The organism is Halobaculum gomorrense, from assembly GCF_900129775.1.
GTDB lineage: Archaea > Halobacteriota > Halobacteria > Halobacteriales > Haloferacaceae > Halobaculum > Halobaculum gomorrense.
The window spans coordinates 522,266-542,318 of sequence record NZ_FQWV01000001.1; the positions used below are offsets into that span (position 1 = coordinate 522,266).

The 20,053-nt window shown below is 69.9% G+C and carries 19 protein-coding genes; 3 read left to right on the forward strand and 16 right to left on the reverse strand.

Annotation, left to right across the window (positions count from 1 at the left end; genetic code table 11):
* Nucleotides 1-37 precede the first annotated feature (37 nt).
* A complete protein-coding gene (locus BUE16_RS02610; protein WP_073306834.1) occupies nt 38-1,201 on the forward strand; it encodes a DUF373 family protein in 1,164 nt (387 codons plus the stop codon).
* Nucleotides 1,202-1,237: 36 nt separating this feature from the next.
* Here BUE16_RS02610 and BUE16_RS02615 read toward each other — a convergent pair whose 3' ends face one another.
* The 9 genes from BUE16_RS02615 to BUE16_RS02660 all read right to left on the reverse strand — a co-directional run bounded on the left by BUE16_RS02615 (nt 1,238) and on the right by BUE16_RS02660 (nt 8,993).
* Nucleotides 1,238-1,996 carry a hypothetical protein gene (locus BUE16_RS02615; RefSeq protein ID WP_394327412.1) on the reverse strand — a complete coding sequence of 253 codons (759 nt, stop codon included), beginning with the start codon at nt 1,994-1,996 and terminating at the stop codon, nt 1,238-1,240.
* A 134-nt stretch (nt 1,997-2,130) separates the two neighbouring features.
* Nucleotides 2,131-2,916 carry an aldo/keto reductase gene (locus BUE16_RS02620; RefSeq protein WP_073307061.1) on the reverse strand — a complete coding sequence of 262 codons (786 nt, stop codon included), beginning with the start codon at nt 2,914-2,916 and terminating at the stop codon, nt 2,131-2,133.
* A gap of 189 nt (nt 2,917-3,105) precedes the next feature.
* Nucleotides 3,106-3,873 carry a proteasome assembly chaperone family protein gene (locus tag BUE16_RS02625; protein WP_073306835.1) on the reverse strand — a complete coding sequence of 256 codons (768 nt, stop codon included), beginning with the start codon at nt 3,871-3,873 and terminating at the stop codon, nt 3,106-3,108.
* A gap of 220 nt (nt 3,874-4,093) precedes the next feature.
* Nucleotides 4,094-4,294, reverse strand: coding sequence for an RNA-protein complex protein Nop10 (locus tag BUE16_RS02630; RefSeq protein ID WP_073306836.1), 201 nt, complete (start codon nt 4,292-4,294; stop codon nt 4,094-4,096).
* A 14-nt stretch (nt 4,295-4,308) separates the two neighbouring features.
* Nucleotides 4,309-5,109 (reverse strand): translation initiation factor IF-2 subunit alpha, encoded by an 801-nt coding sequence (locus BUE16_RS02635; RefSeq protein ID WP_073306837.1) that lies wholly within the window; start codon nt 5,107-5,109, stop codon nt 4,309-4,311.
* A gap of 512 nt (nt 5,110-5,621) precedes the next feature.
* Entirely contained in the window at nt 5,622-5,795 is a 174-nt protein-coding gene (locus BUE16_RS02645) for a 30S ribosomal protein S27e (RefSeq protein WP_073306839.1), read from the reverse strand.
* A 2-nt stretch (nt 5,796-5,797) separates the two neighbouring features.
* Nucleotides 5,798-6,079, reverse strand: coding sequence for a 50S ribosomal protein L44e (locus tag BUE16_RS02650; RefSeq protein ID WP_073306840.1), 282 nt, complete (start codon nt 6,077-6,079; stop codon nt 5,798-5,800).
* Between the two features lie 204 nt (nt 6,080-6,283).
* Entirely contained in the window at nt 6,284-7,660 is a 1,377-nt protein-coding gene (locus tag BUE16_RS02655) for a geranylgeranyl reductase family protein (RefSeq protein WP_073306841.1), read from the reverse strand.
* A gap of 151 nt (nt 7,661-7,811) precedes the next feature.
* Nucleotides 7,812-8,993, reverse strand: coding sequence for a DUF373 family protein (locus BUE16_RS02660; RefSeq protein WP_073306842.1), 1,182 nt, complete (start codon nt 8,991-8,993; stop codon nt 7,812-7,814).
* 479 nt (nt 8,994-9,472) lie between these two features.
* Between BUE16_RS02660 and gpmI the strand changes: the two genes are divergently transcribed.
* Complete coding sequence (gene gpmI, locus BUE16_RS02665) at nt 9,473-11,020, forward strand: 2,3-bisphosphoglycerate-independent phosphoglycerate mutase (RefSeq protein ID WP_073306843.1); 1,548 nt, start codon at nt 9,473-9,475, stop codon at nt 11,018-11,020.
* A gap of 35 nt (nt 11,021-11,055) precedes the next feature.
* Here gpmI and dnaG read toward each other — a convergent pair whose 3' ends face one another.
* The 7 genes from dnaG to BUE16_RS02700 form a co-directional block, all read right to left on the reverse strand.
* Nucleotides 11,056-12,450, reverse strand: a complete 1,395-nt coding sequence (gene dnaG / locus BUE16_RS02670; RefSeq protein ID WP_073306844.1) for a DNA primase DnaG — start codon at nt 12,448-12,450, stop codon at nt 11,056-11,058.
* A 373-nt stretch (nt 12,451-12,823) separates the two neighbouring features.
* Nucleotides 12,824-13,441 carry a winged helix-turn-helix transcriptional regulator gene (locus tag BUE16_RS02675; RefSeq protein WP_073306845.1) on the reverse strand — a complete coding sequence of 206 codons (618 nt, stop codon included), beginning with the start codon at nt 13,439-13,441 and terminating at the stop codon, nt 12,824-12,826.
* Nucleotides 13,442-13,585: 144 nt separating this feature from the next.
* Nucleotides 13,586-14,785, reverse strand: coding sequence for an SPFH domain-containing protein (locus BUE16_RS02680; protein WP_073306846.1), 1,200 nt, complete (start codon nt 14,783-14,785; stop codon nt 13,586-13,588).
* Nucleotides 14,786-14,853: 68 nt separating this feature from the next.
* On the reverse strand, nt 14,854-15,480 hold the full coding sequence (locus BUE16_RS02685; RefSeq protein WP_073306847.1) for an NfeD family protein: 627 nt from the start codon (nt 15,478-15,480) through the stop codon (nt 14,854-14,856).
* Between the two features lie 24 nt (nt 15,481-15,504).
* A complete protein-coding gene (locus tag BUE16_RS02690) occupies nt 15,505-15,729 on the reverse strand; it encodes a DUF7312 domain-containing protein (RefSeq protein WP_073306848.1) in 225 nt (74 codons plus the stop codon).
* An 83-nt stretch (nt 15,730-15,812) separates the two neighbouring features.
* Entirely contained in the window at nt 15,813-17,570 is a 1,758-nt protein-coding gene (pyk, locus tag BUE16_RS02695) for a pyruvate kinase (RefSeq protein ID WP_073306849.1), read from the reverse strand.
* 86 nt (nt 17,571-17,656) lie between these two features.
* A complete protein-coding gene (locus BUE16_RS02700; protein ID WP_200778348.1) occupies nt 17,657-17,935 on the reverse strand; it encodes a DUF7123 family protein in 279 nt (92 codons plus the stop codon).
* A 192-nt stretch (nt 17,936-18,127) separates the two neighbouring features.
* Here BUE16_RS02700 and BUE16_RS02705 point away from each other — a divergent pair, with 192 nt between their 5' ends.
* Nucleotides 18,128-20,035, forward strand: a complete 1,908-nt coding sequence (locus BUE16_RS02705) for a flippase-like domain-containing protein (protein WP_073306850.1) — start codon at nt 18,128-18,130, stop codon at nt 20,033-20,035.
* Nucleotides 20,036-20,053: the final 18 nt, after the last annotated feature.

Below are 20,053 nucleotides of genomic sequence, written 5' to 3' on the forward strand. Positions count from 1 at the left end.
GGTGGCCTTTTTTACCCGGGGGGACATCCCACCGCACGTGACGACGCTGGTCCTGTGCGTGGACCGCTCGAACGACGTGGGCCGGAAGGCCGGCGTCGACACTCCCGTCGTGGGGTGGGAAGCGGTCCGGTCGCTCGTGACGGACCTCGGCCTGGCCGACCCCGAAGACGCCGGCGTCAACTCCATGTTGGAATCGCTCCGAGTCGCGCGTGACCTCTCTGACGAGGGCGAAGACGTCTCCGTCGCGGTCGTCTCCGGCGCGGGCGACTCCGCGGTCCGGGCCGACCGCGCGCTCGCGCGCCAACTTGACGACGTGCTCGCGACCGACGAGTTTGACTCGGCGGTCGTCGTCATCGACTCCTCGGCCGACGAGCGCGCGGTGCCGATGGTCGAGTCGCGGCTGCCCGTCGACGCCGTCGACCGCGTCGTCGTGCGGCAAGCGCGCGATCTGGAGTCGACGTACTACCTCCTCAAGCAGTTCATGGCCGACGAGGAGCTCCGGGAGACGGTGCTCGTGCCGATCGGTATCGGCCTGCTCATCCTGCCGGCGCTGCTGGTATACTTCTCGCCGGCGATCGCCGTCGCGGCTGTGGCGACGCTGCTGGGCGCGGCGCTGCTGTACTACGGGCTCGGAATTGACGAGGCGGTCGAGTCCGCACCCGAGCGCGCCCGCGAGGCGTTGTACTCCGGACAGGTGTCGGTCGTGACGTACGTCGCGGCGCTGGGGCTGTCCGTCGTCGGGGTCTTCCTCGGCGCGCTCGCGGCCTCGCCCACCGCCGGCGAGTTCGTCGCGACGATGCAGTTCACCTACGCCGCCGTCCCGTGGCTCGCGCTCGCCGCGTTGACGGCGTCGTTCGGTCGGCTGCTCGACGAGCTCATCCGCGACGAGGGCGTCAGAACTCCGTACCTGAACCTCCCGTTCGGCGTCCTCGCGGTCGGTCTGCTGTTGCGCGGGTTCGCCGGCTACTTTCTCGAGCGCGAGGCGAACTGGGACAACCTGGCGGTGCTGGGCTACCGGCTGGCGCCGACCGAGCGGCTCGCGCTGTTCATCGTCGGCGGCATCGCACTCGCGCTCGTGGGCGTTCGCATCGCCGCGAGCGTCTCCCACGAGACGCTCGACGAGGTCATCGACGAGACCGGTTCGGGCTCGACCGGGGACGGGGGCGTCGGCGGAAACCGCGGCGACGGCGGTCGCCGATAAGCGGGTCAGCCGATCGCCGGCCGCGAGGTCGACCGGTCAGATTCGCGCGCTCGTTCGGCTCTCCTGCTTCGGTCGAACCACGTCAGCGAGCGCGACGAGCAGGCCGAACAGCCATCCCACCGGCACCGAGATGCCGATCCACATGAGCACGTAGGCGGTACCGCGGAGGTCGAGCCGCGCACGGATGACCTCGTTGAGGCCGCCGATCGCGAGCGGGCCGTCGAGGATCCACACCGCCAGCGACGTGGTGTTCGGGAAGACCACGTTCGCGAGCGCCGGCGAGTACAGCGCCGCGACTACGGGCGGCAACAGGAACGCGGTCACGGCGGCGGGGTACGCGATCAGGACGCTGGTCCCCCGTCCGCCGACGCGCGAGGCGCCGACGGCGACCGCCGCGGCGACGGTCGCGACCGCGCCGGCGGCGCCGACCGCGATGAGGCCGCCCGTGGAGAACTTCCGGACCCAGGCGGCGACGGTGAGTCCGCCCCACGCGACGATCGAGAGGAGTACGACGCCGACGACGCCCAGGCGCGTGGCCGCGGAGTCGATCGTGGTGGCGTACAAGCGCGCCGCGAACCCGAACAGCAGCAGGGGGTAGCCGACGACGACGAGCGGCACGCCGACGGCGGCCCAGAGGTAGTACGCGATCACCTGCGGGGTCGTCTCCGGCGTCCACTTTCCGACGACTCGTCCGGGGTCGAGCTGGCGGGGGAACGCCAGCTCCATCCACGTGGCGTGGAGCCTCGCGATGTCGATCCGAACGGCGTCCAACAGCCCCGCGGAACGTTGCTCCATCGACCGAGGGATCCGCCGGCCGCCGATTGAAAGTTTCGCTCGCCCGTTCGTCGTATCAACGCTCCGATCCGTCGACGTGGACGAGCGGCCCCGCAGTCGCCAGCGTCGGCTGTTTTCAACCGCCGTCGGTGCCGTCAGTTCCAGGGAGCGAACCCGGGGTCGACCCGGCGGTCCTCGCGGTCGATGGCGTCGATAGTCGCCACGTCCTCGTCGTCGAGCGTCACACCCAGCGACTCCCAGTTGTCGCGGATGTGGGCCTCGCCAGTCGCCTTCGGGATCGCGGTGACTCCCTTCTCGCGCAGCCACGCGAGGCTCACCTGCGCCTCGCTCGCGTCGTGTTTCTCGGCGATCTCGGTCAATTCGGGCACGTCGAACACGCCGCCGCGGGCAAGCGGCGAGTAGGCGACGACCTCTACGTCGTGTTCGGCACAGGCCTCGCGCAGCTCCTCCTGCTGGAGCAGCGGGTGCAGCTCGACTTGGTTCGCGAAGACCGGCGCGTCGCTGATCTCGACGGCCTCGGCGACCTGCCTGGGCTCGAAGTTGGAGATCCCGATGCGGTCGATCAGGCCGTCGTCGTACAGGTCGTTGAACGCTGCGAGCGTCTCCTCCGCGTCGTACTCGCGCGCGGGCCAGTGGACGTACATGAGGTCGACGGCGTCGACGCCGAGGCGGTCGAGGCTCTCCTCGGTCGTCGCGCGAACATCCTCGGGCGCGAGGTTGTCGATCCACACCTTACTCGCGAGGAAGATGTCCTCGCGGTCCACGTCGGCGCGGGCGATGCCGTCGCCGACTTCCGCCTCGTTGCCGTAGATCTGGGCGGTGTCGACGTGGCGATAGCCCATCTCCAGCGCGGTCGCGACTGCGTTCCGGCACGCCTCGGGGTCGGTGTTCTCCCACGTGCCGAGCCCGGGCATGGGCATGCCGTTGGCGGACGGGGCGTCGTCGTGACCGAACGACTGCTGGTCTGTCATCGATCAACCGAAGGCGGCTCGCGCGAAAAGGCGTTGTGGCAGGCGCGCGGGCTGCCGGTATGCGGGTGCGTCACGATGTCGCCGCGACGGCGCTCGACTCGGACGCGGCCAAGCCGTCCGCGGTCGAACCGAACGCCGTCAGCCGATGTAGCGCAGCTCGTCCTCGCTGGGCATCCCGCCGTCACCGCCGCCCTGCATCTCCTGGATCTTACCGACGACCTCTTCCATCTCCTCGGCGCGCTCCTCCAGATCGGAGCAGTCGACCTCGATGTCGAGCAGGGTCTGAAGGACTTCGAGCACCGCCTGTGCGCTCTTGGGGTCGACGAGGTAGCCGGAGGTCTCGCCCATCAGACACGCCGCGGGGAGCCCGCGCCGGGCGCCCAGCCCGAGCACCAGCCCGGAGACGCCGACGATGCCGCCGGCGGGCTCGTTCTCGCGGAACTCGACGCCCGCATCCTCCAACGCCTCGCGGTCGGTGTCCGGGGAGCCGGCGCCGAGCACGTCGTACTCGTCGTCCTCGATGAGTTCGCCCGTGGGGACACCCCCGAGCGCGAACGCGCGTTCGCAGCCGAACGCCTCGGCGATGTTGAGAAACGCCGTCGTCAGGGTGTAGTGCCCCTCGTTGCTCGCGGCCTGGTGGTCACCGGTGAGCACCAGTAGGTCCTGCCCGTCGGCGTCGACGTGATGGAACTCCGCGTGCGTCAACTCGGCGACGCCGTCCTCGTCGACGGTCACCTGCGGGGGGAAGTCGGTCGTGTAGACGCGCCTGACGAGCTCGCCGTCGAACTCCTCGACGAGGTGCTCGGCGACGAGCTTGCCGACGTGGCCGACGCCGGGCAGCCCCTCGATGAAGACGGGATTCGAGAGGTCGGGGTCGGCGACGGCCTCGATGTCGATGTCGTCCATGTGCGTGGTGACGGGGCGGGGAAGGTAAAGACGCGTCGGCTCGATCCCTCGGTCTCCTGTGGGGGCCATCTCGGAGACTGAGTGGGACGGGACTGTTCGCGAGTAGACGACCGCGAAAGCCCCACCCGTGGTTTGAACGGGCGTCGTCGCACCCGTTCGCGCGGCACGCACGCCCGCGGCTGGTCTGGGTCGAAATCGGTGGAACCCGTGGCGTGGGTCGCTACTCGTCGTCGCTGTTGCCGTCGCGGTTCCGCACCCGGGCGCGTCGTCGGTACTCCCCGTGCGGTTCCTCGGGGTTGAACGGCGCGGGCGCGGAGTTGACCGCCGCTGCGCCGCACTCAGGGCAGGCGTCGCCGAGGGTGTAGACGGGGCGCTCGTGGGTCGCCTCCCAGTCGCCGCACACCCGGATGTCGGACTTCACGTGTCGGTTGCGGGTTACTCGTCTTCGGTCTCGCGCTCGCGGTGGAAGCGGCCGGTGCCGCCGGCGGCCTCGATCGCCTCGCGAGCGCGCTCGGCCGACGCCTCCAGTTCGGTCTCGGCGGTCTTGTAGTCGGGTGCGCGGACGCGGATGCGGTACTCCGGCGAGCCGACGTACGACACGTCGAGTTCGATCTCCTCGGGCACCTCGCCGTTGCCCTCGGCGGCCTCCAGGGCGTCGCGCACGTCGTCGACGCCGTCGTGGCCGGGCGAGGAGAGGTCGACGTAGCCCGTGACGTTCACGTACGGGACGGAGACGTTCTCGCGGGCGGTCTCGACGATCGCCTCGGTTTCGCTCTCTGAGAGGTCGGTGTCTTCGAGCGCCTCCGCGCCGTGGATCGCGGCGGCCTCGAAGCCGTCGTACATCGAACCGAACTCGGCGTACAGCGCCTCGGCGACGGCGGTGTACTTGTCGTCGTCCACGTCCTCCCCGAAGGCGATACTCATCCAGTTGTCGGCCTTGCGCTCGTTTTTCCACTCTTGGATCTTGTCCGAGCGCTGGTGATCGTTGACGTCTTTGATCGACAGGTCGATCTGCTGGCTCGACTCGTCGACGTCGAGCACTTTCGCGACGACGCGGTCGCCGACGTTCACGTGGTCGCGGATGTTCTTGATCCACCCGGAGGCGACCTCCGAGACGTGCGTCAGCCCGCGCTTGTCCTCGTACTCGTCCAAGTCGACGAACACGCCGAAGTCGGCGATCTCGTCGACCTCGCCTACGACGAGTTCGCCCTGCTCGGGCCAGCCGGTGAATTTCATGCGCGAGTGTACCCGACCGAGCCTAATACCGTTTGCCAATCGACGGGGGATCGAGGTGGATCGTTCACCGTCGGCGATACTCCGACCGCGGTGGCGCGCGCCGCGCCCGCTGTGTCGGGCGCGGGAGCGTGCGAGGGGCGAACGACCGAGCGGAGCGAGGGAGTGAGCCGGCTGGGGAGGGTGAGGCTGCGGCGGGAGTGACTTTCGGCGGCACCCCCTCTCCGACACAACCGCAGACACCTCCCACACAACCACTAGTTCCCGTCACCCAACTCGAACAGCGAACCGACTCGAACAGCGAACCGACTCGAACAGCGAACCGACTCGAACAGCGAACCGACTCGAACAGCGAACCGACTCGAACAGCGAACCGACTCGAACAGCGAACCGACTCGAACAGCGAACCGACTCGAACAGCGAACCGACTCGAACAGCGAACCGACGAGATCAGGCCGTCGACGCGAAACAGCGCAACCGCTCACCACGTACAAACCGAAAGGGAGAAACGCGAATTACCGCGCTTCGACCGTCTCGACCACGCTGCCGGTGAACTCGGCGTCGCCGCCGGTGGGGCGCGCGATCGTCGTCCCGCAGACGGCGCAGTTGACCTCGCTGGCAGCCTTGCCGAAGACAACCTGTTCGTTCTCGCAGTCCTGACACGCGACGCGGAAGAAGCTCCCTGCCATGCTTACTCCTGGAAGGTGAGCCGACCCGCGCGCCATCCCTCGCGCATGTGGGCCTTGCCGCAGTCGCCGCAGCGGTACTTGAGGTGGGTCTTCTTGGTGGGCTTGTCGCCGCCGGGCACCTTCGAGAACTTGCCGGCGTTCCCGATGACGGACGTGCCGCGGGCCTGCTGGCGATCGGTCCACTTCATGCCGGTCTGTCGGCCGGTTCGGACCTTCTCGACCTCGTGTTCGTGATGGGCGTTGCAGTGCGGACAGTACGTGTTCATCCGGCGTGGCATCTCCATAGCGGAATCTCCTCTTGTAACACTGTTCAGCGTCGGCGCTTAAAACCCATACGGTACGGAGTTGCCCGGCGTGCGAGCCAGTCGCACTCGCCTGGGGGTCGGTGACCGCGCGGCCGGCGCTTCGGCGGCGACGGAACCGGGGAACTGGCCGAGGGCAGGCGACGAGAAGCGGGAACAGAACGGCGGGGAACGCGGGAAGGCGACTCAGTACTTCGGGTCTGCGCCCGAGACCGCGTACAGGTCGTCCATGAGCGAGTCGCGCTGCTGTTTCCAGCCCGCGAAGGCGCCGGGACGCTCGGGGTAGCGATCGTAGTGGTCCTTCAGGTCGCCGGCGATCCGGCGGACCTTGTACAGCTCCCACAGCGTGTCCCAGTGACCGTACGTGTCGAACAGCGTCTTCAGCTTCAGGCGCAGCCCCATCGAGGTCTCGCCTTTCGTCATGGCGTCGACGAGCTGCTGGCCGGGCAGGGCGGTGATGACGTCGGTCAGCTCGTCGACCTCGTGGGCCGTGCCCCAGATGTTGTACACGTCCATCGCGGCGAAGCGCTTGCCGAAGTCGGTCATCACGTCGTGGTTGTAGCGCCACAGGCGCTCCTCGGTCACGTCCCCCTCGACGACGGCGTCGACGGCGCGCTTGATCGCCCAGTGGGCGGACTTCGCGGCGCCGGGGATCCCGCCGCCGGTGGTGGGGTTGACGTGGCCCGCGGCGTCGCCCACGGCGACGAAGCCGTCGGCGACGGCCGAGTCGTACGGGCGGCGGGTGGGCAGCGCGGCGCCGAGCTTGTCTTTCACGGTCGCGCCCTCGAACTCCGGGCGCCGGCTCATGTCGCGCTTGAGCACCTCGACGAGCTTCATCGGCGGCTCGGTCATCTGGAAGCCGAGCCCGGCGTTGATCTCGGTTCCGGTGCGCGGGAAATACCAGAGGTACCCCAGCTCTTCGGTCGGCTTGAACACGATGGCGTCCTCGTAGTCGACCGGTTCGGGCACCTCGACGACCTCGCGGTAGGCCGAACAGAACTGCGAGTACGAGACATTCGTGTCGAAGCTGGCGTCGCCGAACTCGCCTTTGTCCTGGAGGATCGACAGGGCCCCGGCGGCGTCGACGGTGAGGTCGGCTTCGTAGGTGATCACGTCCCCGCCGCGCTTCGCGCGGACGCCGGTCACGGTGCCGTCGTCGTTCTGGAGCACGTCCTGAACGACGGTGTCGTAGTGGATGTCGGCGCCGACGCGTTCGGTCTCCTCGAGGATCACCTCGCCGTAGCGCTTCCGGTCGAGCACCGCTCCCGCCTGACCGAAGGGAACGTCGAGTTCCTCGCCGGTCTGGGGGTTCTCGAACACCGCACGGCGGATGTTCTGGTTGGTGAACGACTCCTCGCGGAGGTAGTCGAGGTCGATGACATCCGGGAACGTCGACTTCCCTTTAATCGCGTCGCCGCAGGCGATGTGGCCGGCTTCCTCCTCGGGCTTCCGCTCGAGGATGACGGCGTCGAGCCCTTCGCTCGCGGCCGTCGACGCCGCGAAGGCGCCCGCCGTGCCCGCGCCGATGACGACGATATCGTACGAGTCCGATGCCGCAGACATAGCCCTCTTTACCGAATCGTCCCTGAAAAAAGGCGCGTATCCGGCCGCGACGGACGCGACCCGCCGTCGGCCCCCGCGTGGTACTGCCGTCGTCACCGGCGGCCGCACCCGCGAGTGCGCCGGCCCGGTGACCCGGGGCTACGGGCGTCTCTCAGACGGCGCCGGCCTCGCCCTCGCGGTCACCGTCGCCGTCGCCGCCCTGCGGGAACCGCGACTCCGCCACGGCGAACGTCAACGTCGAGAGCACGCCCAGGAGCGTTCCCGCGGTGAGTGCCAGCGCGAGCCTGGTGAGCGACAGCGGCGCCGTCCCGATCGGCGGGAGCCCCGGGAGGAAGTACCCCGACACTCCGTACAACACGATCGCGATGGCAACGACGTAGAACGGGGCGTTGAGATACCGCCAGCGGAACCGACCGGCGAGGTACTCGTCAGTCACCTGCCCCAGCGAGGAGGTGATCCCCGCGGCGGCAGCCCACCGCACCGACGCGTGGACGAACACCGCGAGCCGCTGAGTAACCGAGAGGGCGGCATCCGCGCCCCCACCGGCACCCGCGGCGGCGGCGCGCTCGGCGGCCCCGAGCGTCTCGATCCCCTGGACCCCGCCGATGACAAGCAGGGTCGCCGCGACGAGGTACGTCACAATGGTCACGCGGCCGGCGTATAGGCTCGTGCGGGCGCGCTCGGCGACCTCGTCGACCGCCTCCTCGAGTCCGAGCCCGCGCCACAGCGAGTAGAGTCCCAGTAGCGTGGAGATGGCGCCGACCACGACCGCGCCGGGGAGATTCATCATCCCCGCGATCACGGAGAAGGGGTACACGAGCAGGAGCACGCCCAGCGGGATGAGGATCGTGCCGCGGGTCTCCGGGTCCGACAGCACCTGCTTCATCGTGTAGTAGATCGACTCCAGGTCCTGCGCCTGCCGGACGACGACGCGGCGGACGCCGTCCAGCGGCACCCGCGAGCGGATCACCGGGAGGACGGACTCGTCCTGTGCGCCGTCGGTGATCACGATTGCACGGACCTCCTCACCCGTCGAGAGGGCCGCGAGCACGGTGTCGATCTCCTCGCCCACCGCGCGGTTCGCCTTCACGTCGCTCTCGTTGACGCCGGTGACGGCCGCGACGGCGACCTCCTCGTCGAGCGTCGGGTCCGCGAGCAGGTCCTCGTAGGCGTTGATCGCCTGAAAGAGGACGTTCACGTCCGAGTCCTCCGGGTCGGCCGTCGCGAGCTTCACCGCTGCCTCCTCGACGGCGTCCCGACCGATGACCGGCGTGCGCACGCCGGTCTTGCGGCCGAGGTCGTCGTCGAGGTCGACGGGGAGGACGAGGATCATTGCCGTGCGGCGGATTAACTCTCCGGGTATATCTGCCTTCGGGCGATCACCGGGATCGGTTGACTGGACGGTGGTCGGAACGTGGACCGTGGCGGTGATTGTCACAACCGATCCCACGACGGCCTCGAAAGCCCCTGCCGGTCTCGTGGGCTGTGGCTCGCTGCGCTCCTCGGTTCGCTCCTTGCAGTCGCTCACCTGCGGTGCTTACTTCGCCTCGCCTCACGAGGCCGGCAGCCCCTTTCAGTCCCACCCGACCGCAACGCCGGCGCGCGCCACCGCCAGGTGCGGTTCGTGCACACCGTGCGACGGGCTACGACGCTCGGCCCGTCCGATCCACGGGCGGGAATGAACGGGGCCGCGGGGGCTTTCGGGAACTGTGACGGGTCGATCCCGACCGGCTTTCCGACGATACTGCGGTCCGATGATCACGGGAACCGACGCAGTCAACACGCCGCCCGCCGAAACACCGGGCACCGATCATGAGAGCGGCGCTCGTCATCCTCGACGGCTGGGGCCTCGGCGACCACGACCGACGCGACGCGGTGAAGGCCGCCGACGCTCCGAACTTCGACCGCCTCCGCGAGGCGGGCGCGTTCGGGACGCTCACCGCCTGGGGCCGCGAGGTGGGGTTGCCGGACGACCAGATGGGCAACTCCGAGGTCGGCCACATGAATATCGGCGCGGGTCGGACCGTCTACCAGGAGTACACCCGGATCAACGACGCGATCGAGGCCGGCGAGTTCGTCGAGGGCACCGCGCTCGAACGCGCGTTCGACCACGCCGACGCGAGCGGCGGCCGCGTCCACCTCCTCGGCCTCGTCAGTGACGGCGGCGTCCACGCCGACCAGGCGCACCTCCACGCGCTGATCGACGCCGCGGCCGATCGCGGCGTCGAGGCCGTCACCCACGCGTTCACCGACGGCCGCGACACCGCCCCGAAGTCCGGCCGCGAGTTCCTCGCGCGGCTGGAAGCCCACGCCGCCGACCGCGGCACCGGCGGCGCCGCGACCGTCTGCGGGCGGTACTACGCGATGGACCGCGACCGGAACTGGGAGCGGACGAGGCGCGCCTACGACGCGATCGTGAACCGGAAGGCCGACCACACGGCCGCTTCCGCCGTCGACGCCGTCGAGGCGAGCTACGAGCGCGGGGACACCGACGAGTTCGTCGAGGCGACGACCGTCGACGGCGAGCCGGGAATCGAGGACGGCGACGGCGTCGTCTGCTTCAACTTCCGGTCGGACCGCGCGCGGCAGCTCACCCGCATGCTCGCCGACATCGACTCCGAGGACTGGGAGGCCGGGGGCATCGAGACCAGTCCGCCGGACGTGGAGTTCGTGACGATGACCGAGTACGACGCCGAGTTCGACCTCCCGGTCGCGTTCCCGCCGACACAGCCCGAGGACACGCTCGGGGAGGTGCTCTCCGAGGCCGGCCTCACGCAACTGCGGATGGCCGAGTCCGAGAAGTACGCCCACGTCACCTACTTCCTCAACGGCGGCCGCGAGGTGGAGTTCCCGGGCGAGCTGCGCCGGATCGTCGAGAGCCCGGAGGTGCCCACCTACGACGAGACCCCAGCGATGAGCGCCGTCGAGTTGACCGACACGGCGATCGACCTGATCGGGACCGAGGACCCCGACGTGCTGGTGTGCAACTACGCGAACCCGGACATGGTGGGCCACACCGGCGATTTCGAGGCCGCCGTCGCGGCCGTCGAGGCCGTGGACGAACAGCTCGGTCGCCTCGCGGGGGCGGTCCGCGCCGCCGGCGGGCACCTGCTCGTCACCGCCGACCACGGAAACGCCGACGACATGGGGACGCCCGACGACCCGCACACCGCCCACACCTTCGCGCCCGTGCCGTTCGTCTCGGTCACGCCCGGCGGCGACGACGGGGGGATGGCGGTCCGCGACGGCGGATCGCTGATCGACATCGCGCCGACGCTGCTCGCGCTCGTCGGCGTCGAGAAACCGGCGGCGATGACGGGGGAGTCGCTGCTGGTCGAGGCGGCGAACGACGGGAAGTAGCCGCGCGGCGAACTCCGTCCAGCGGTCTCGACCGGCTACGCGGCCAGCATCCGGTCGGCGGTGACGACGCGGACGCTCGCGGGTCGCTTCACGTACTCGCCCTCGGACTCGGCGACGATCTGGTCGACGCCGCGCTGTGCGGCCACGTCGAGCACGCGCTGGGAGAGCTCTCCGTCGAGCACGAGCGCCACCGGCACCCCGTCGGCGGCGGAGATGGCGTCGACCACGTCCGCCGCCGGTACCTCCTCGACGACGCCGCAGTCGGCGTCCAGCAGCCGCGCGCGGTTCGTTCCCTCGCTGACGACCGCCGCGACGTGGTCCCGCAGCGACCTCGGGCCGTCCGGTCCGCCGGCGGCCCCCTCGGCGTCGGCCGCCTCGCCGTCGCTCGCTTCGGAATCGCTCGCCGCGTCACCGGCCTCGTCGCCGACCGCCTCTGCGTCGCCGACCGTCCCCGCCTCGTCGTCCGCGCGGTCGCCGACCTCGTCGTCCGGTGTCGCAGGCGTCGTCGGAATCTCCGGCGATTCGCTCACGGCAGACGGGTCGGTGCCTGGCGCGGGCGAGGCGCTGCCGTCGGTGGCGGCGACTGCGCCGGCGGACGCGTCGGTGCGTCCGTCGGACGCCCCGTCGAGGTCGAGCGACTCGAACGGCACCTTCTCGCGCAGTGCGGCCATCAGCTCGTGCCGGGAGAGGTCCTCGACGGAGCGGCCCTCGGGCGCGAACGCGACGTAGTCCACGTCGCCGACCTGCGCGAGTTCCCGCAGGATGAGTTCGCCGCCGCGGTCGCCGTCCAGAAACGCCGTGACCGTGCGCTCGGCGGTGAGGCCAGCCACCGCGTCGGGGACGTTCGTTCCCTCGACGGCGATCCCGTTCTTGATGCCGCAGTTCAACAGCGTGAGCACGTCCGCGCGCCCCTCGACGACGACGATGGCGTCGGAGTCGTGGACCCGCGGGCCCGCGGGGAGCCCCTCGTACTCGTCGATGCGCTCGACCCGATTGGACTCGCGCACCTCCGAGAGGATCTCGGTGGAGTCCATCACCGACTCGTCGAAGGAGTCAGCGAGCAGTTCTTTCGCGCGCTCGACGACCTCGCGGCGCTTGGCCGAGCGCATGTCCTCGATCTCGGTCACCTCGACCCGGGCCTCGCAGGGGCCGACGCGGGTGATCGCTTCGAGGCTGGCCGCGAGGATCGACGTCTCGACCTTGTCGAGTCCGGAGGCGATGGTGATCTCCCCGAAACTCTGACCGTTCTCGCTGTCGATTTGCACGTCGATGCGCCCGATCTTCGACGACTGTTGGAGGTCGCGGAGGTCCAACTCGTCGCCGAGCAGGCCTTCCGTCTGTCCGAACACGGCGCCGACCACGTCGCTCCGTTCGACGACGCCGTCGGCCGTGATTCTGGCGTGGATGAGGTATTTGGCTGAATCGTCCATGTGATGTCCCTTCCGTGGGGTGTGATGGTGATGTCACGGCGGCGCTCCGCCGACGCATATATAAGCACTGCACGGCAGAAATACCTGTCGTCAGACGGCCGGTTCCGCCGCGAAAGAACCGTCGTCGTTCCCCGACGAAATGAACTGACCACGAGTCCGGGGCGACGCGGGGGTTCGGCTCTCCTCCGCTCACACCGCTCCACTCCCACAAACGAAGCCCACCCACAGGCGCTGTGCGACGAAGCGACGATAGCCGAGCGCGCGCCGACCGCGAGTGGCGCCAGTCTCTCTTCCCGGCTCACGAGTCGCAGTTCCTCACGAGTCGCTGGCGTCGCTGGAGGCGTTGGGATCGGCGCGCTCGGTCGACCGGCGGTTATCCGTCGTAGCTGATGTAGCTCGCGGCGTCATCAGCGAAGGCGACCGCGTCGGCACCGAACGAATCCGCATAGCGGACGACGAGCGCGATGACCGCCTCCGGGCGGGCGACGCGGTAGCCGTCGTCGGTGTCGAGCAGCCCTGCGTCGGCGAGCTCACCCGCGTACGCCGAGATGGTCGGCGGCGTCACGTCGAGCGCGCGGGCCAGGTCGGCGCCCGAGGCGTCGGGGTTGCGAAGCAGTTCGAGGACCATCCCCCGCGGGGTGTTGCGCCGGAGGTAGCCGAGCGCGCGGCGCTCGAACGGGGTGAACCGCCCCGCGGGGAAGTACCGACGGTAGTCGCCGTCTTTCTGGGAGACCACCTCGCCCGCCGACTCCAGCCGCTTGAGGTGGTGCTGGGTCTCGCCGGTCGCCAGCGAGAGGTCGTCGCGCAGCTTCGAGAAGTGGGCGCCGGGCGTCGTCGCGAGGTAGCCGCGGATGGCGTCGCGGGCGGCCGACTCGTCCGCGTCGCCGCCGGCGGCGCGTGTGCGACCCCCGGCGGCCAAGGGCGTCGCCGCCCCCAGCGCTGCGAACCGCCGGAGCGTGGCGCGCTTGTCCGCGTCGACCTCGCGTGTCACACCCCATCGTAGCGAAGTTGCGAACAAAAGGGTGTCGTTGTGTCAGCCGGTGACAAGCGGACAGACGGCCGGTAGCGACTCTGTAACAAGCGGATCAGCGATCGAGGCGTACCGCGGAGCGGAGCGCCACCGCCGACTGCGCCGTCACTCGGTCTCGGGCTCAGTCTCGGGTTCGGCGGTGTCGCCGTCCTCGCCGCCGGCACCGTCGTCGGTGACGACCTCGTCCGCGGGGTCGACCGGCTCTCCCTCCTCGTCCGCTTCGGCGACGACTTCATCGGCCGACTTGATCGAGCCGCCGATGTCCCCTTCTTTCACCGCTGCGGCCTCCTGTTCGAGTGCCTCGGTGTCCATCTGGGCGGCCTCGTCGATCTCGCCGAGGATGTCCTCGATGTCGTCGAGGCCGAGCATCTCGCGGGTCTCGGCGTCGAACTCCAGCGAGTCGAGCCCCTCACTGTCCTGCACGTCGGAGCCGGTTAGCTGCTTGCCGTAGCGGCCGACGAGGCTGGTGAGCTCCTGCGGGAGGACGAACGTGGTCGACTCGCCCTGACCGATCTGTTCGAGCGTCTCCATCCCCTTGTCGATGATCGCGCGCTCGCCCATCGACTCGGCGGACTTCGCGCGGAGGACGGTGGAGATGGCGTCACCCTGCGCCTCCAGGATCTGGCTCTGCTTTTCACCCTGCGCGCGGATGATGTTCGACTGCTTTTCACCCTCGGCGGACTCGACGGCGGAGCGGCGCTCCCCCTGCGCCTCGAGGATCATCGCGCGGCGACGGCGCTCGGCGGAGGTCTGCTGCTCCATGGCCTGCTGAACGTCCTTCGAGGGGTTGACTTCGCGCACCTCGACGGATTCGACGCGGATTCCCCACTCGTCGGTGGGCTCGTCGAGCTCCTTGCGGATGCGCGCGTTGATCTCTTGGCGTTTGTTCAGCGTGTCGTCAAGTTCCATGTCGCCCAGCACCGCGCGGAGGGTCGTCTGCGCGAGGTTGGAGACGGCGACCTTGTAGTCTTCGACCTCCAGGAACGCCTTCTTCGCGTCCATCACCTTGATGTAGACGACGGCGTCGGCGGTCACGGGGGAGTTGTCGCGGGTGATCGCCTCCTGACGCGGCACGTCGAGGGTCTGCGTGCGCATGTCGAAGGTGTACGTCCGGGAGACGAACGGCGGGACGACGTTGATGCCCGGTTCGAGGAGCTTCCGGTACTCGCCGAACACGGTGAGGGCCTTCTTTTCGTATGCGTCGACGATGACGATCGCCTGATAGACGGCGACGATCGCGACCACCAGGAACAGCAGCCCGATCACCGCGGGGCCGATCCCGGCGATCTGCAGTGGGAGGACCATGGCTAACGCTTCGCCCGTCGGTGCTTAAGGGTTCTCCCGCTGTCACTCCACGAGTCGCCGACGGCGGCTCATTCCCGCTCGGGTTCCGTCTCCCGACCGTCGGCGTCGTTCGCCTCGCCGTCCCTGTCGTTCGCCTCGCCGTCTCCGTTCGCGTCCGCGCTCGCGAACTCCTCGCGGGAGCGCCCCTTCGCCAACTCCCGGTCGATGGCGTCGAGGCCCCCCTCAAGCGACTCGACGGTGAGGACGTTGCCGCCGCCGGGGTCGACGACCAGCACCACCGCGCCGACAGGGATCTCGCCGTCGACCGACCGGGCCGAGTAGTAGGGGTTGAAGCCGCCCTCGTCGAGTTTCACCTCGCCCCCGGTCGGGGTGACGGCCTCGGTGACGCGCGCGCTGGCGCCCCGGAGCGAGTCCGAGTCGGAGGTCTGCGCCTGCCCCTTCCCGCCGTACAGGTCGAGCTCTCGGTAGCCGTAGAACGCCAGCGCGCCGAACACGAGCACGAGCAACCCGAGCACGAACGGACCGGCAAGCGGCCCGAGCGCGAGTCCGACGAGTCCGGCCGAAAGCAGCGCGACCCCGATCACGACGAAGTGCGCACCGGGGGCCAGCGCTTCGGCGATGGAGAGCACGAGTCCGGCCGCGATCAACAGCAGCGGGAGTGTCTCGGGACCGACCAGCCCCGACTGGAGCAGCATGAGCGGATGGTGGGGACGCCAGGATTAAAGCGTCACCGAGAACACCAACAGGAGCGTCCCGAGAACGCCCGCGGCGACGAACAGCGCGTTCTCGGCGTCGATCGATTCCGGTTCGATCGGCGGGTTGCGCGCTGCCTCGCGCGCAGCCTCCGCTTCGGGGCCGACCTCGTCGATCGCGAAGCGCCACTCCTCGCCGTCCGAGTCGACATCTGAGTCGGCGGCGGCGCCGGCGCGGGGGTCGTCCGACATGGACCAGAGTAGCCGTCGGCGTGGTAAAGAGGTGTCGGGGGTGACGGCGACCCCTAGCCGCGGGTGACCGCGACGCCGGGCGCTCAGCGCCGCCGCGCGTGGCCGATCACGTCGCCTTCGTAGACGACGCCGCGCTCGGCGTCGACCGTCACGGTCGTGTCGTCGGCGACGGCGTCCGCCAGGGGCGCGCCCGACACCATCGGGACGCCGAGCTCGCGGGCGACGAGCGCCGGGTAGCCCGTCATGCCCGGACGGGCGTCGATGATCCCCCCGAGCTTCCCCGTGTCGCCAGTGAACTCGGCGTCGAAGTCGGCCGGGAGGTACGCGATCGTCCCCTCGGGCACGCCCGTGAGGTCGCCGTCGGGGAGCCGGCGGAGCGGGCCCGAGACGCGTCCGCCGACGACGTGGCGGCCGGTGGCGATGGTCTCGGCGGCGACGTGGAGCTTCAGGGTGTTCGTCGTGTTCGTGCCCTCCAGCTCCGTCATCATGCCCGAGAGCACGACGAGCGTGTCGCCGGACTCGGCGGCGCCGGCGTCCAGGGCGGCCGAGACCGCCGAGTCCATCACCTCCTCGACGCTGGAGTGGTAGTCGGCTGACATGGGGCGTACCCCCCACGAGAGCGCGAGCTGGCGGCGGACGCGGTCGTTCGGCGTCGTCGCGACGACGGGGACCGCCGGCCGGAACTTGGCCGTCTTGCGGGCGGTGTAGCCGGACTCCGAGGCGGCGACGACGGCGGCGGCGTCGGTGTCGCGCGCGAGGAATCGCGCCGAGCGCGCCAGCGGCTCCGTCCGCGACTCCGTCTGCGCCAGCGGGACGCGGTCCTCGCGCGTCTCGGCGTACTCGTCGCTGGTCTCGACCTTGCGGACGATCCGGCCCATCGTCTCGACGACACGGACCGGGTGGTCGCCGACAGCCGTCTCCCCCGACAGCATCACAGCGTCGGTGCCGTCGAGCACCGCGTTCGCCACGTCGGAGGCCTCCGCGCGTGTCGGGCGCCGCGAGCGGACCATCGAGTCGAGCATCTCGGTGGCCGTGATGACCGGCGTGCCGGTCTCCATGCACGTGCGGATGATGCGCTTTTGCACCATCGGCACGTCCTCCAGCGGGCACTCGACGCCGAGGTCGCCTCGGGCGACCATCACGCCGTACGCGGCGTCGACGATCCCATCGAGGTTCTCGACGGCGTCGGCGCGCTCGATCTTCGCGACGACCGGCACGTCGCTCGCGCCGCGCTCCTCCAGCGCGTCCGAGACGGCGTACACGTCGCCCGCGTCGCCGATGAACGACGCGGCGACGAAGTCCACGTCGTGGTCGGTGACGAGGTCGAGTTCGCGCTCGTCGGCCGCGGTGATCGTGGGCAACTCGAGGTCGACGCCGGGGACGTTGACCCCCTTGCGCGAGCCGAGCTCGCCGCCGGAGTCGACGCGCGCGAGCACGCCCTCGTCGCTCACTTCGACCACGGTCGTCTCGATCCGGCCGTCGTCCAAGAGCACGCGGTCGCCCGGTTCGGTCTCCCTGGGGGCGTGCGTCACGCCGATCCGGTCGGGCGTCGCCGCGTCGTCCTCGACGAACAGCACCTGGGTGTCGGTCGCGACCTCGATCGGCTCGTCGATCTCGGCGGTCCGGATCTCCGGGCCCTGCAGGTCGAGCATCGCCGCGAGCGGTTCGTTGGTCGCGTCGTCGACCGCGCGAATGCGGTCGATGACCTCGCCGCGGTGGTCGGTGTCGCCGTGGCTCGCGTTGAGCCGGGCGACGGACATCCCGGCGTCGGCGAGCGCCCGTATCGTCGGTCGGTCGTCGGAGGCGGGACCGAGCGTACAGACGATCTTGGCTCGTCGCATAGTCTTACCCGGAGATCACGCGCGCCAGTATAAAGGCCTGCGGAGAAAACTCGGTCCCGAGTGAACGATCGCTCGCCGTCGCCCCCCTACCGCGTGACCATCCAGGTCGTCCCCGAGGAGTAGCCCCACTTCTCCACGTCGATGTCGACGGCGGCGTCGACGACAGCTGACATGTTCGCGCCGACTTCCTTGGCCGACAGGCCGAGTTCCTCGGCGATGAGCCGGGACTTGAAGTACGTCTGCTCGGCGGCGTGCTCGCGGAGGTACGCCAGGATCCGGTGCTGCTTGTCGCTGAGGTCAGCGTTCGTCCCGACGGTCGCGGTCTCCTCGGTCTGGATCGACTCGACGGTGCTCGTCGCGCTCATAGCCTTGCACACATGCGCTCACATCAAAGGGGGTTTGGTACGTGGGATTAACACGCCGCAGTATGGCGATCGTGCTCCCGTCTCGACCGGCATCGCCGCCCCGGACTGGCCGCGTCGGTACGGTCGCCTAACACGGCCGCGCCGCTGGAATGACAGAAGGTTCTTACCCGGGCGCCGGCCACCAAGCGGGTAATGAGCAGTCCGAGCGAGCGCCCCGGGTCCGCCTCCGGCTCCGCCGTCGGCGACGGCGACGGCGATCGGATCCGCGTCAGCGTCGTCCTCCCCGCGTACAACGAGGCGGCGACCATCGAGGGGACCGTTCGGACGACCGTCGAGACGCTGGCGGCGTTCCTCCCGGCCGACGCCTTCGAGGTGATCGTCGCCGAGGACGGCTGCGAGGACCGGACGCCCGAGATCGCCGACCGCCTCACGCGGGAGGACGACCGGGTGCGACACCTCCACAGCGACCGCCGGCTGGGCCGAGGCGGCGCCCTGGAGTTCGCGTTCGACCGCGCGGTCGGCGACACGCTCGTCTACTTCGACACCGATCTCGCGACGGACATGCGCCACCTCGAAGAGCTGGTGACGAAGGTCGACCGGGAGGGGTACGACGTGGCCACCGGGTCGCGCTGGATGCCCGGTGACGAGGCGGACCGACCGGCCAAGCGCGGCGTCCCCTCACGGGGGTTCAACCTCCTCGTGCGGACCGTCCTCCGGTCGAGCGTCCGGGACCACCAGTGCGGATTCAAGGCGCTCTCCCGGGCGGCGTTCGAGGAGCTCCGCGACGCCGTCGAGGACGAGCACTGGTTCTGGGACACGGAGCTGCTGGTGCGCGCCCAGCGCAGGGGGCTGCGGGTCGCGGAGTTCCCCGTCGACTGGGAGCCGAAGGGCGACTCGAAGGTCGACCTCGTGCGCGATGTGTTCGGCATGGGGAGTCAGATCGTCCGGCTGTGGTGGCAGCTGTCGGTGTCGCCGCGGATCACCCGCACGAGGACGGTCGCCGCCGGCATCGTCCTCACTGTCGCCGCGCTCGCGCTGATGACGGTGTATCTCGACCCGTCGGCGGTGGTGTCGGCGTTCGAGGGCGCCGACCCCGCGCCCGTCGCGGCAGCGACGCTCGTGTACCTCGTCTCGTGGCCGCTCCGGGGGCTTCGCTACCGCGACATCCTCACGGAACTCGGCTATCGCGAGACGCTCGGGTTCCTCACGGGCGCGGTGTTCATCAGCCAGACGGGGAACCTCGTCTTCCCGGCGCGCGCCGGCGACGCCGTGCGCGCGTACGTTGTGAAGGCTCGCCGCGGGATTCCGTACCCGACGGGATTCGCCTCGCTGGCGGCCGAGCGCGTGTTCGACCTGCTCACGATCACCGCAATGGCGGGCGCGGTGCTGGCGGGGCTGCTCGCCACCGACGGCGCCGGCGCGGTCGCGACGGCGGTGTCGGCGAACGTCCCGGGGGTTCCGCCGGCCGCCGTCTCGCGTGCGATCCAGGTCGCCGCCGCCATCGGGGTGGTCGCGGTCGCCAGCCTCCTGTTCATCGTCGCGACCGCACGGAGCAACCGTAACTACGTGCGGAAGGTGGTCTCGCGGTTCTCCTCGGACTCGTACGTCGACTACGTCGCCGGCGTCGTCGAGGAGTTCGCCGCCGGCGTCCAGACGGTCGCCGGCACGCGCGGCTCGTTCGCCCGCGTCGGCGGCGTTTCCGTGCTCGTGTGGACGCTCGACGTGGTGACCGCGCTGCTCGTGCTGTCGGCGTTCCCGACCGCGACGGCCTCGATGACGTTCGCGCAGCTCGTCGTCGTCGGCTTCTTCGCCGTCTCCGTCGGCAACCTCGCGAAGGTGCTCCCGCTGTCGCCCGGCGGCATCGGGCTGTACGAGGCCGCCTTCACCGCGCTCGTGGTCGGCCTCGGCGGGGTCCCCGCGGCGGTCGCGTTCGCGGCGGCGGTGCTGGACCACGCGGTGAAGAACGCCGTCACCGTCGCCGGCGGCGTCGCGTCGATGATCGGGTTCAACGTCTCGCTCACCGACGCCGTCGACGAGACGGCCGATCTGGACGAGGACGCCGAGCGCGAGGGCTCGGAGTTCGCGACGGACGACGACTGAACGCGCCCGCCGAGGTGT